General features: G+C 54.4%; 14 protein-coding genes. 1 reads left to right on the forward strand and 13 read right to left on the reverse strand.

Annotated features, from left to right (window positions below; translation table 11 throughout):
* Positions 1-34 precede the first annotated feature (34 nt).
* The 11 genes from FGI41_RS08045 to FGI41_RS08095 all read right to left on the reverse strand — a co-directional run bounded on the left by FGI41_RS08045 (position 35) and on the right by FGI41_RS08095 (position 10,365).
* A complete protein-coding gene (locus FGI41_RS08045) occupies positions 35-820 on the reverse strand; it encodes an ABC transporter ATP-binding protein (protein ID WP_438358011.1) in 786 nt (261 codons plus the stop codon).
* Positions 821-952: 132 nt separating this feature from the next.
* Entirely contained in the window at positions 953-2,014 is a 1,062-nt protein-coding gene (locus tag FGI41_RS08050; protein ID WP_139489440.1) for an ABC transporter ATP-binding protein, read from the reverse strand.
* 45 nt (positions 2,015-2,059) lie between these two features.
* Positions 2,060-2,812: a nickel transporter permease gene (gene nikC, locus FGI41_RS08055; protein ID WP_139489700.1), complete on the reverse strand. Its 753-nt coding sequence runs from the start codon at positions 2,810-2,812 to the stop codon at positions 2,060-2,062.
* A gap of 85 nt (positions 2,813-2,897) precedes the next feature.
* Positions 2,898-3,827 (reverse strand): nickel ABC transporter permease, encoded by a 930-nt coding sequence (gene nikB, locus FGI41_RS08060; RefSeq protein ID WP_438358012.1) that lies wholly within the window; start codon positions 3,825-3,827, stop codon positions 2,898-2,900.
* Positions 3,828-3,831: 4 nt separating this feature from the next.
* Positions 3,832-5,445: a nickel ABC transporter substrate-binding protein gene (gene nikA / locus FGI41_RS08065; RefSeq protein WP_139489442.1), complete on the reverse strand. Its 1,614-nt coding sequence runs from the start codon at positions 5,443-5,445 to the stop codon at positions 3,832-3,834.
* Positions 5,446-5,637: 192 nt separating this feature from the next.
* Positions 5,638-7,026, reverse strand: coding sequence for an MFS transporter (locus tag FGI41_RS08070; RefSeq protein WP_139489443.1), 1,389 nt, complete (start codon positions 7,024-7,026; stop codon positions 5,638-5,640).
* A gap of 83 nt (positions 7,027-7,109) precedes the next feature.
* Positions 7,110-7,502, reverse strand: coding sequence for a MarR family winged helix-turn-helix transcriptional regulator (locus FGI41_RS08075; RefSeq protein ID WP_255298373.1), 393 nt, complete (start codon positions 7,500-7,502; stop codon positions 7,110-7,112).
* A gap of 212 nt (positions 7,503-7,714) precedes the next feature.
* Positions 7,715-8,686 carry a DMT family transporter gene (locus FGI41_RS08080; RefSeq protein WP_176560180.1) on the reverse strand — a complete coding sequence of 324 codons (972 nt, stop codon included), beginning with the start codon at positions 8,684-8,686 and terminating at the stop codon, positions 7,715-7,717.
* Complete coding sequence (locus FGI41_RS08085) at positions 8,679-9,350, reverse strand: YczE/YyaS/YitT family protein (protein ID WP_176560181.1); 672 nt, start codon at positions 9,348-9,350, stop codon at positions 8,679-8,681. The genes FGI41_RS08080 and FGI41_RS08085 overlap by 8 nt, the downstream gene beginning before the upstream one ends.
* Complete coding sequence (locus FGI41_RS08090; protein WP_139489446.1) at positions 9,347-9,577, reverse strand: hypothetical protein; 231 nt, start codon at positions 9,575-9,577, stop codon at positions 9,347-9,349. The genes FGI41_RS08085 and FGI41_RS08090 overlap by 4 nt, the downstream gene beginning before the upstream one ends.
* Positions 9,578-9,681: 104 nt before the next feature.
* Positions 9,682-10,365 (reverse strand): YidC/Oxa1 family membrane protein insertase, encoded by a 684-nt coding sequence (locus tag FGI41_RS08095; protein WP_139489447.1) that lies wholly within the window; start codon positions 10,363-10,365, stop codon positions 9,682-9,684.
* 35 nt (positions 10,366-10,400) lie between these two features.
* Here FGI41_RS08095 and FGI41_RS08100 point away from each other — a divergent pair, with 35 nt between their 5' ends.
* Positions 10,401-10,640: a hypothetical protein gene (locus FGI41_RS08100; RefSeq protein WP_139489448.1), complete on the forward strand. Its 240-nt coding sequence runs from the start codon at positions 10,401-10,403 to the stop codon at positions 10,638-10,640.
* Positions 10,641-10,750: 110 nt separating this feature from the next.
* On the opposite strand, the gene rnz is transcribed toward FGI41_RS08100, so the two are convergent.
* Both rnz and FGI41_RS08110 read right to left on the reverse strand, forming a co-directional pair.
* Positions 10,751-11,701 carry a ribonuclease Z gene (gene rnz / locus FGI41_RS08105; protein WP_139489449.1) on the reverse strand — a complete coding sequence of 317 codons (951 nt, stop codon included), beginning with the start codon at positions 11,699-11,701 and terminating at the stop codon, positions 10,751-10,753.
* Between the two features lie 233 nt (positions 11,702-11,934).
* Positions 11,935-12,450 carry a GNAT family N-acetyltransferase gene (locus tag FGI41_RS08110; RefSeq protein WP_139489450.1) on the reverse strand — a complete coding sequence of 172 codons (516 nt, stop codon included), beginning with the start codon at positions 12,448-12,450 and terminating at the stop codon, positions 11,935-11,937.
* Positions 12,451-12,522 lie beyond the last annotated feature (72 nt).

A 12,522-nucleotide genomic window follows, 5' to 3' on the forward strand; every position in this document is an offset into this window, starting at 1 on the left:
TAACCATTACGATTTGTAACACGTAAAAAAAGCGTCAAGCTGTCACAGCCTGCACCAGCTGTTGTGTATACGGATGACGTTCGGCTGCCAGAAGCTGATCCGCATCGAACTGCTCGACCAGTTGTCCCTCTTTCATCACAAGAATCCGGTTGCTCATGAAACGGACGGCTGCGATGTCGTGGGAAATGAACAGATAGGACATGCCGAGCTGTTCCTGCAGGTCTTTGAGCAGATTGAGAATCTGTGCTTGGACCGAGACATCGAGACTGGCTGTCGGCTCGTCGCAGATCAACAGGTCTGGCTGCAGGCTGATGCCCCGTGCGATGGCGACCCGTTGCTTTTGTCCGCCGCTCAGTTGGTGAGGCTTGCGGTTTAGCCATTCCGGCGGCAGACCCACCATGGACAGCAGACGCTCGGCCATCTCACGCGGAGAGTGGCGGATATCGCGGAGAAAGACCGGTGTTACCTGTGGATAATTGTTCAACGGCTCCATCACGGATTGATAGATCGACAGGCGCGGATTGAGCGCGGCAGCCGGGTCTTGAAAGACAATCTGCACGTGTCGTCTCCACTGCCGCAAAGCTTCCCCCTTGAGCTTGTGCAGGGGCTGACCAAGCAGCATCATCTCCCCTTCATCTGGCTGATCGAGTCTTAGAAGTAAGCGGGCCAGCGTGCTTTTTCCACTTCCGCTCTGGCCGACGACACCCAGACACTCGCCCGTCCCGATCTGAAAAGAAACTCCAGATAACGCCTGTACGTGCTTGTTGTATCGCATGCTCAGGTTGGATACCGTGAGCAGATGGTTGGTTTGGGCGGTCATCATTTTTCCCTCCTTTCCTGTGGTGTTGCTCATGTGGTGTGCATGGTACTTGGCACTTCTCAACGTGCAACCGCGCAGATGCTCATACGTGCCATACCCTCGCGTAAGTACCGTACCGTGCCGTGCCTTGGGTCAACTCGTGCGGGTTATTTCTGCCGCTCCCAAGTCGCCCTGCGCCTCCCCGATCAAGTGGCAACGCGCAGTATGACCATCACTCACCATCATTTCAGGCACGGCTTCGCTGTCGCATCGGGCAATCCTCACCGGACAACGCAAGGCAAATGGACAACCACATGCAGATACCGCACCAGGCTCACCCGGAATGCTCTGCAGTCGGGCCGGTACATCCGCCAAATCCATCCGGGACTGAAGCAAAAATCGCGTGTACGGATGACGCGCTTCCCTTACTAATACATCGGTCGGGCCGCTCTCGACGATCTCTCCACCATACATCACCGCGATCCGGTCTGCCCGCTTGATCACATGATGCAGATCGTGCGAGATGAACAGCACCGCACACTTGGTCTTGTGGCGCAGAGAGTCGATCAGCTGCAGGATCGTCTCACCAGTCAAGGTATCCAGCGCTGTCGTTGGTTCGTCTGCGATCAGCAAGTCAGGCTCCAGCATCAAGGCTGCCGCGATCGCCACCCGTTGCTGCTGACCGCCGCTGAGTTGAAACAGATAGCTGTCCATGACACGCTCGGCCGCAAGCTCCACCTGCTCCAGCGCCTGCGTGGCGAGCACTCTGGCGGTCGTTTTGTTCCAGCCCATGTGACGGCGAATCATCTCGATCAGCTGCTTGCCAATTTTGATAAAAGGGGTGAAGCTGCCCGCGTAGTCTTGGAATACGACGGAGATCTCCTTGCCCAGCATCGCCCTCCGTTCAGGACTGGTGAGGGTGGCTGTGTCCCTACCTTGGAAAAGGATTCGTCCACCGCTCATAGACAGAGGCGCAGGCAAAAGTCCGGTGACCGCTGATGCCGTGACACTTTTCCCGCTGCCGCTCTCACCGATCAGGGCCACCATCTCGCCTGGCTGGATCGTCAGGTTGAGATTACGGACGAGCCGCTTGCCTGAGCTGTCAGCACGGGTGTGAATACTCAGGTCATCGATCTGTAAGACAGGAGGAATGTTCCGTTCGGCTGGGGTGGTTTTCGTGCCCGTACTGGTTCTCTCGCTCTTTCTCTTGTTCATGCCCATCTTCCCACTCGTAAGCATCCCATCAAAGCCCATCTCTCCCTACCACTCCCCTCTGGCATCCAACCTGTCACGCAGTCCATCCCCAAGCAGATTGCAACCCAGCACGACCAGAAAAATTGCCACTCCCGGATAAATCATCAGGACTGGATGGGTCTGAAACATCATTTTGGCATCGTTGAGCATCGCGCCCCACTCCGGCATCGGCGGCTGTGCGCCCAATCCGAGATAAGAGAGTGCCGAAATCATCAGAATGATCTTGCCCATGTCCAAGGCAGCCAGCACCAGCACCTCTGGCAGAGCCTGCGGCAACAGATGGCGGAAGATGGTCTTTACGCCCGGAGTGCCTGCCACACGCGCGGCTAGGACGTATGCTTTGCCTTTTTCCGTCATCACCGTGCCACGTACCACGCGGGCATAGCCGATCCACTTGACCAGCACGATGGCGATCACCACATGGGTCACATCCGGCCCCAAGATCCCCGCGATACTGATCGCAATGATAAAATCGGGAAAGGCGACCAGAGCATCCACGACCCGCATCACAGCCGCGTCAACCACACCGCCCACATAGCCGGACAATAGCCCAAGCGGCACACCGATCAGAAGCGCGGCACTGATTGCGACCAGTGTCAATCCCAGTGTAATTTTCGCTCCCGCCACTAATCTCGCCAGTACATCACGGCCAAAATGATCTGTCCCCAGCCAATGCGTCGCATCCGCTGTCTGGAGCCTTTTTCCCATGTCGACCGCAAGCGGGTCATGCGGGATCAGATACGGCCCAAGCAGTGTCATCACCGCCAGCAGCAGCCATACACCCAAGCCGATCCATACCGCATATCGATTTATGAAACCTGCCAATCTATGTCCCTCCCTTCACTCAACTCCTCCACCGAAGACGCGGGTCCAGCATCCGCACAGTCAGGTCGACGCCCAGATTGATCAGCACGACCAGCATCCCCGTGCACAGCACATAGCCTTGGATGACCGGATAATCGCGCTGGATGATTGCATCTACGACCATTTTTCCAAGCCCTGGCCAAGCGAACAGCATCTCTACCACGACCGAGCCGCCCAACAGACTTCCCAGGCTCATCCCAAACATCGTCACCACCGGCAACACGCCTTCCCGCAAGGCATGAACGATAATCACCCTCACTTCACCAAGCCCCCTCGCACGGGCTGCACGCACATACGGTTCTGCCAGACTTTTGATCAAGCCGGATCTCAGCAGCCGGGTATAGACGCCAGCCATCGCGATCCCCAGCGTCACCGACGGCAGGATCAGGTGCATCAGCCCCCCGTTCCCCATCGACGGCAACAGTCGCCATTGGTAGGCAAACCAGTAGATCAGCACCAACCCCAGCCAGAAGCTTGGCAATGACACCCCAATCAGCGAAAAGAGTCTGCTGAGCTGATCTACCCAGCGGTTCTGATATACCGCCGACAAGATGCCAAGCGGTACCGCGATCAACAGCATCACCGTCAGACCGCCAAGCGTGACCGTCATCGTCGCACCCAGCTTGCTCTCGATCAGATCGGCAACAGGCCGGTGCGTGATATAGGACTCACCCAGATCCAACCGCACCACTCGCCAAAACCACTCCGTATACTGCACGACCAGCGGCTGATCCAATCCGAGGCTTTGACGTACCGCCTCCTGTTCTGCTTGTGTAACTGCCACATCGTCAATATTGAGGATGGTTTTCACCGGATCACCCGGAGCCAGCTTCATCAGAACAAAGGTTGCGAACGTCAGGAATAATCCGACCACTATCATCTGCAACAGACGGGAGCCAATCAATCCCAGCATCCTATTTCACATCCATCGTATTCGTCAAAAGATAGTACTCCTCCAGCCCCGGCTTCCAGTTGATCACTCGCTGATTGACGCCGATTCCCATGTTCGGGTGTACGATAAACGACTGTGGCAGCTGTGTCTGGATCACCTCAACCGCCTGTCGGGCCAGCTCATCCCGCTTTGCAAGGTCTACGGTGATATTGAGCTGTTCGATCAGACGGGTCAGCTCTGGCAGATTGGCTTTGCCATAAGTAAGTGCTCCCTCCGGCATATACGCACTGTTGAGGAAGTACCCAGCATCCCCGCGCGGTGCAGTCAGACTGCTGTAGAGCGCAAGATCCCAGTCCGTTTTTTCCGCGAGATATTCATCCGGATTCTCCACCATCTGAATCTCGATGCCGATTCCCGCTTTTGCCGCCTCGGCTTGGATCAGTTGGGCGATCAGCGGCAGTTCAGGTCGGCCTTGATAGGTTACCAGTTTCAGCGTGAGCGGCTGGCCGCCTTTTGTGAGCTTTCCTGTTGCACCGCTATCCGCTGTCCAGCCTGCCATAGCGAGCAGCCCCTTTGCTTTTGCCGGATCATACACAGCCCCCTCGCTCTGCGGATGAAACGAAAACTGCGGATGAAACGGCCCCACAGCCACAGTCGCATGACCCTGCATGATGTTCTGCACGATACTGTTGCGGTCGATCAGCGCATCAACCGCTTGGCGCACCCTGAGGTCTTGCAGATGGGGCTGTTGCATGTTGTAGATCAGAAAATGGTTCCGCAGTGATGAGACGGATTCCACCTTGACCGACGGCTGGCTCTGTACGACACTCAGGCTCTCGTACGGCAGGTGATACACGATATCCGCCTCTTCTGACTGCAAGGCGAGCAGACGTGCATTCGCATCCGAATTGAACTTGAAGGTCGCTTCCGCAAGCTTCGCCGCACCGTTCCAGTAGCCGTCGTAACGTTTCAACTGCACCTCTGCATCAGGTGTAAAAGCCTTTACGGCAAAAGGCCCTGTCCCCACTGGCGCATCACTTACCGCTGCCTGTGCCTTGACGTTGATCACCGCGGCGAATGGATAGACCAGCTCGGATGGGAACACCGGATTTGGCTCCTTCGTCTGCACAATCAGCGTCTGCCCGTCGGCTTGGATCGACTCCACTTTGAGTGCGGCGGCCAGTGATTTGCTCTGGGCAATCCCCCGCTCCAACGATGCCTTGACCGCTGCCGCATCCAGCTTGCTCCCATCATGGAATGTCACCTGATCCCGAATCGTGAACACCCAGGTCTTCGCATCGGTCTGCTCCCACTTGGTCGCAAGCCAAGGCTGCAGGCCCAGCTTCTCGTCCAGCTTGACCAGTGTCTCGGTGACCCCGGCGCGGATGGAGATAAATTTTTTGTCCGAGGCCGGGTCCAGACTGCTTGCCGCAAAGTTAAACAGCAGTGTGAGCGATTTCGCGCCTGCGCCTGTTTCTTCGGCAGACTCGCCTGCCCCAGATGATTGCCCAAAGCCCTGACCATCAGATGCCTGCGGGCCGCTCGATTGTGCCGCACACCCGGCCAAGAGCATGAACAGCATGGAGATCATCACGGTCCACTGCCCCAGACGAAGTGCAGGATGATTCTTTGACATGGATACACCACCTTTTCCAAATTCAATAAACCGTAATGATTACGATTTACTTTAGAAATTTATTACAGAAGGTTTCGCCTTGTCAAGAAAAAAAACACCTCTTCAGGTCACAATCGCCCCTGAAGAGGTGTATAAACGCTTGGTAATCCTATGTTTTTTACCCGTACGAAATGTCCGTTCTGTCTATCGTCCCTATGCCTTGGACGGCTGCTTGCCTTTTGCCGAAGCCGAGCCGAATTGCACCCGGTACAGAGCAGCGACGATCAGCACCATGAACGCCAGCACCACAAAAATATTGCTGTAGATAAACACGTTCGGATTGCTCGGCACTGGGTTGAGGTGGAAGCTCGGTGCGTGGTAGTCCAGCATTTTACCGATCAGCGTGGTAGAAGTCGCACCAGCGATGAAGTTGAGCATCGAGAAGAGTCCCATCCCGACCCCAGTCTGCTCTCTGGTCAACTGACGGGAAATCGTGTTAGACAGCGCGATCTGCATGAAAGTCAGCCCCACCGAACCCAAGACCAAGAACACCATGATCAGATACGGCGACATCCCGACAAACGTAGAAAGCAGGATAAACCCGACAAAAATAAAAGTCGCTGACATATAGATCAGGAATGGATTCCCTTTTTCATCGGCCAATCGTCCACCCTGGCGTCCCAGGATTGCAGCCGCAACCGCACCTGGGAACATAATCAACCCAATCGTAGCCGGAGGCAGCTGGTTCACCTTCGCAAGAAATTGCGGTGTAATGAACGGCAAACCAAAGCTCACGGATGTCGCAAGGAAAGCTACAATCAGACCTACCGTGTAGCTTTTATTTTTAAACAGAGCGGGTTGGATGAACGGCTCATCTGCTGTACGAATCCGCCAGATGAACAGGATCAAGAGTACTGCACCGACCGCTCCTAAGACCAGATTCCCCTGCGTAATCGCGAGCAACAGGATCGATACCGTACCGGCCAGCAAGCCACCGCCGAGATAGTCGATTTTGGTGTCGGCTCCTTTATCATCGTCTAAGTATTTACGGAAAAACGGCAGCGTAATCAGCGGAAGTACGGACAGGAAAAACAGAAAACGCCAGCTCGCCACACTCGTCACCACACCGGATACAATCGGCCCAAGCGCCGCGCCCAATGCCAAGCCAATCGCGGTCGTACCGAGCGCTCTCCCCCGTGTCTCCGGTGGGAAATAGCGTATCGGGATGATCATCGCCGTCGCCGGAATGACCGATGCACCTGCCGCCTGCAGGACCCGACCCAGGATAATCATCCAATACTCGGTCGCCATCAATCCGACAATCGAACCGAGCGCGAAGAAAATCAGACCAAATGTCAATAGATCCTTCAGACGGTATTTGTCCGCGAGCTTCCCGAATGTGACCGAGCCGATCGCATACAGGATCATGTACCCGGTGAGAATCCAGCTTACTTTGGACGGGGTTAGATTAAATTCTGCGCTGATGACCGGCAGCACCACGTTGAACATGCTGGCATTCATCACCGAAAAGACCAGCGTGACAGCGAGGACTCGCAGTAATTTTTCCCCGTTTGGTTTTGGTTGATTGGATTTCGTCTCCACTTCTTACCCTCTTTTCTATATCGTTATGGTTCATTGAAAGTTGATTATTTAGTTTGAATTCGAAGTATTATGCCAGAGTGGTGCTATTCATAAGCTTTCAATACTTTTCGCAGCAAGACCCCAAGGATCACCCTCTCCTCTTGGCTTAATACTTCTTCAAACCGATTCTTCACCTGTCCGACCGCATTGTCTATAGTCTGGGCCATATTGAATCCTTCGTCCGTCAAAAAGACCTGCTTGATCCTCGCGTCCTCGACGTGCTGCTGCCGATAGACCCAGCCCTTCTTGACCATACCGTTGATCAAGCTGGTGACACTAGATTTCTCAATATGTAATAAGTGCTCCAAATCCGTGTGTGTCATCCCAGGCTTATTGATCAGTAATTGCAGTGTGATGGACTGTTGGTTGGTGATACCCAAGGGACGCAGGGACGCTTCTATCTCACGGCTTACGGCAACCGAGACCCGCTTGATCAAATTGGGTATCTCATCACCCCTCTCCCAGGGAAACCTGGCTCTTTGCTCTTGTTCATTCTCGTTCTGACTCATCTGGATGTTCCCTTTCTCCGAATTACTTAGAATTCAAACTAAAATCCATTTTATCATCGTTTTTCATCGTGTCAATGTTGTTTTCTGCAAGATGAAAAAGATCACCTCCACCTGACGCAGAGATGATCACTTGCTCTTGCCTATATCTTTTCCTGTTGGATTTCTTGTATGCGGGTGGTCGGTTGATTCGGCGATGGGGCGGATTCTCCCTGCTTCTTCAAGCGGGCCAACAGCATGTTCCCCTGTCTGACGAGGAAGACGCCGCCCAGGATCAGGGCCGCTCCAAGCCATTGCCAGCCGTTCATTTTCTCATCAATCCACAGCATCGCCACGACGATCGCTGCGGCCGGAACCAGATACATATAGGGCATCACCCGAGATGAGCCGAGCTTTTCCATTCCATAGTTCCACGCTACCAGCGAATAGGCCGTGACCGGATAGGCCGCAAACAGGATCGATCCCCACGCCGCACCCGGCAGCTCTGACCATGATACCTGCAGCCAATCCGCCCCGCTGTAGATCCCAAGGAACACCGACCCGAAGATCGAGGTGTAGAGGGTAAGCTTAACTGCTGAATACTTCTGGGACAAACGGGTCGTCGTGAAAGGATAGAGTCCGAACAACAGGCTCGCCACCCCTGCGATGATATCCCCCCACATCGAATCGAGTGAAAAAGTCAGCCCCTGCTCACCCATGCCTTTGATCAGCACAACGCCCAGTACGCACAGGAGTGAACCGGCCAGAAGCGGGAGGGTCACCCGTTCCTTGCGCGCCATCACGCTGCCAAGCACGGTGAAGAGCGGCGACATCGCAATCAGCAGGGATGCATTGGACGCACTCGTATAGCGCAAGGACGCTACGAACAGAGTCTGATACAGCGCAATGCCTACTAAGGACGCCAGCAAAAAAGCCGGGATATCCTGCTTGTCGATGCCAAGCTGCTTTTCCTTGTACCAGACCAAGAGAGCCAACACCGGGATCACCAGCAAGAACCTTGTCAGTGTGAAGACCTCTGCCGACAGCGACGCCATCCCGAACTTGGCAATCGTATAATTGGCACCCCAGATGAGCACAACAGCCAGCAGCATGAGGTCGACGGTGGATTTACGCATGGACCTGCTCCTCCACGTTGGCACGGCCATATGGTTTACGCATCACATTTTCCCAGAATGGAATCGTGCGCTGGATCAATGGCCCAGTCAGCACCGCGACCAGGAGCGTCCCGACCGATACCGGCCCGCCCATCAAATATCCGGCGACCAGTACAACCACCTCGATGGTCACACGCACACGCTGGATACTAAGTCCCAGTCGCTCGTGTAACGCAAGCATCAGGGAGTCACGCGGCCCTGCTCCAAGCCGTGGCGAGATATACATCCCAATCCCGACAGAGAGGATCAACAGACCCGCCGTAAACAGCAAAACCGCCTGCCAGATCCCCTCAGCATGCGGAACAAAGTCCAACCACATAAACCAGTCAAAAAACTCCCCGAAGAAATACATATTGAGAAGCATCCCAAGCGTCGGTCTGATCTTGGCTAGCACCCATGTCAACAGAATCACAGCAGAACCGACGATCTGTGACCATGTCCCGATGGTTAAGCCAAAGGTTTTCCATAGACCGATATGAAAGGTATCCCACGGAGTCACCCCTATATCAGCCTGCACGGTCAACACACAGCCGAACGCCATGACCGCAAGCCCCAGCATGAACATAAAATAACGGATAAAGAGAGCGACAGGATTGGACGGGCGTCTTAGGTTTCCTTCTTTCATCGCTTTGTCCACCCAGCGACGATCTCATAAAAGATTTTTTCTTTTTTGAAATACGCCATGGTTCCTGGCTTCTCCCAATAGACACCCAGGTCTTGTAGCTGATCAGGTGCAAGCTTCACTTGGCGTTGACGTCCGTTTTCATCTTGGTACTCTACGACCAGAATCACGTCTTCCTCCCGGCAATAGTCGGCGACTTCTTCTGGTGCGGCAAATGTGATGCGTTTCACTTGTTTTCACCTCTACGTACTTTTTTAATAATCCTACATTACAGCAACACAATCGCATTTACCACAAAAAAATTCCCCCGGAAAACATTTCCGAGGGATCAGGATTAGGCTTCGACCGGCAGATTGAGTCGGCGGTTGAGTACGGTTTTGCCCATTTTGGTGCGGTAAAAGGCACGTTCGAGCAGCACGTACGCAGAACCTGTCGTCCAGTACAAGGCAAGTGCGACCGGTGCTTTCCACAACAGCATGGTGAACATCCCTACCATGACGACCGACATGGTGATCCGTGTACCGAATGGGGCTTGCTGTGAATTCTCATTGGTCAAAGGAATCATGTTGGTGGCAAATGTAAGCGCACCAGCAAGCACTGGCAGTAAGTGCCATGCATCCGCTTCGGCAAAGGTGCTCACCCACGGGATCAGGATCGAAGACATCGCCGACCCGTGGCTTTGGAACAGAAAATACATCGCGGTAAAGATCGGCATCTGGACAAGTGCTGTCGTGAACATCGACATCGGTTTGACGCCATAGGACTTGTAGAGTGCAACCATCTCCGGCATCATTTTTTCCGGGTCTTTGGCGTACTTCTCCTGCAGTTTTTTCATATGGGGCTGCATCTTGCCTTGGCGGATCATCTGGCGGGCGGTGCGCAGATTGAGCGGTGACATGAGCAGCCGGACGAGGATGGTCAAAAGGATAATCGCGAGTCCCCAGTCATGCCCCATCTGGTAAAAGAAGGTGAGCAGTGGGTTAAGAATCGCTTCGATCGGTTGTGTAATAAATGACATAATGTTGTCCTCCTTGTATGTGAGTGTGTACGGGCTTGGATATACAAGGAGTGGTCTGCATCTTCATCAGATGCGCCGTCACCTGCTGCTGGCTGTTTGCGGCGGTAAAACAGGGGTCGCTTGTCGCGTACCGAGATGGTGACGGCGACTCGGCTCTCCTGATCCTGTCCGGCATCTCCCACATCTGTGACGAGGCGCGGGGCATAGCGGTGCAGCAGCATGAGGCATCCGACGAAAAGACCGGAGATCCCGAGGGTCATCAGCAAGGGACTTAGTTCCAGACCGATATCGAGCGTGAATTCCACGTGGCTCACCCCCTTTCTTTATTTATCTTGTTTGGTGTGTGTGAACAGGAACAGGTACTTCGTTTATGTAGAGGATGCGGTTATTCTGTATCTCGTGTGCGCTTGATTTCATACTGCAAAAAGTCATGCGCCAAATGCGTCTCTGGGAACACGCTCTGCGCTTCTGCGAGCAGATCATCCATGGTGATGCGGTCATCCATGTTCTCATAGCGCGGGCTGAAGTGGGTCAGGAACAGTGCCTTGGCGTTGGCTTCCTTCGCCACGTTGGCAGCCTGCCATGCGGTCGAGTGTCCGGCGCGTTCGGCCAGTTCGACGTGTTCGTGGACATAGGTTGCTTCGTGGATGATCACATCTGCGTCCTGTGCCAGTGCGACGAACTCAGGGACGGGCACGGTATCACCGCTGTAGGCGAATTTGAGGCCTGGTTGCGGCGGACCGACAAAATCGGTGCCGTGGACGATGCGGCCATCTGGTAGCTCGACTATCTCCCCGCGCTTGAGTCTAGCATACAGAGGGCCTGCAGGAACACCCTCACTTTTTGCCAGATCGACGCGGAATACGCCGGGACGCGGCTTTTCGGTGACGGAATAGCTATAAGCAGGTATACGATGGGAGACGGGCGCGGTTTCAACAATTAGGTCGTCATCTTCGTAGATGATGCCGGGCTCGACCGTCTTGATCGTCAATTCGTATTGCAGATGGACGGGGCTGATCTCCATGATCGCCTTGACGTACTTCTCCAGTCCGGGCGGGCCGTACAGTGTAAGCGGGCCGGTATGTTCACTGCCACGCAGGGAGCGGCTGCCCAAGAGTCCCATGAGACCGTAGAGATGGTCGCCGTGCAGATGGGTAATGAAGATTTTTTCTAAGCTATTTAGGTTAAGCGATGAGCGGATGATCTGGTGCTGGGTCCCCTCTCCGCAGTCGAACAGCCACCATTTGCCTTTTTGGATGAAGGTGAGGCCGATTGCGCTGACATTGCGCTTGGATGAGGGGGCGCCTGAACCCGTGCCGAGGAAGGTGATAAGCATGGGGTGGGTCACTCCTTTGGTGTTGTGGCATGGTTGTTGGATATTTTTCCTATCATAGCATAACGCTTGTGTGGTTGGACAGGAGGGTACGGAGTAGGAAAAAATTTTTGCGTGGTGGTACTCATGGTGTCTGGAGCAACCAACATATCAATGACACCACTTAAAAGAAGACAAGCGATGCCAGCTCCTAGTACTTTTGACGGTATTCACATCCGTCTATCATATTCGGACGGTTACGCTGTAGGCCGGGACATATAGATAAGCTTGCCCAGCCGCTCATGCTCGCTGCGCTCGTAGACGGTGAAGCCGCATGTTTCATAAAAAGCGACGACACGCTCGTTCTGTTCGAGGACAGCGAGGTGCAGGGCCGGGTAGCCGTTCGTGTGATACCAACCAAGAAGTGTTTGCAAGAATTCGCGGGCATAGCCGTGGCCTTGTTTGTCGGCATGCAGCATGATCAGTCCCAGCCACGGATTGTTGTCGCGCGGGTTGTTGAGGATGAATTGACCTGTGCCGATGACGGCGGGGTTGTTTTTTTCGCGGATGATGATGTTATAGCCGTTGTGGTCGGAGGTTTCGAGGAAGTCGCGTTCTACCTCGGCGAGGGTGACGGTGGGTTTGCCCTCGGAGACTTGCATGTAAAAGGGATTGGAGTTGTAGACGTCGACGAGGGCGGGCAAGTCAGCGGGGGTGCAGCTGGTGTAGGTGAGGCGGGTGCTATGGGTTGGGAAAGGGGTTGGGGTTGGCATAGGGGCGGGTCTCCTTTAAGAAAAAATGGGTTGTGGAAATTGTCCATTCAAAACCAATTTGATGATTAACTA

Origin of the sequence: Brevibacillus dissolubilis (assembly GCF_006170445.1) — a bacterium.
Lineage (GTDB): Bacteria > Bacillota > Bacilli > Brevibacillales > Brevibacillaceae > Brevibacillus_B > Brevibacillus_B dissolubilis.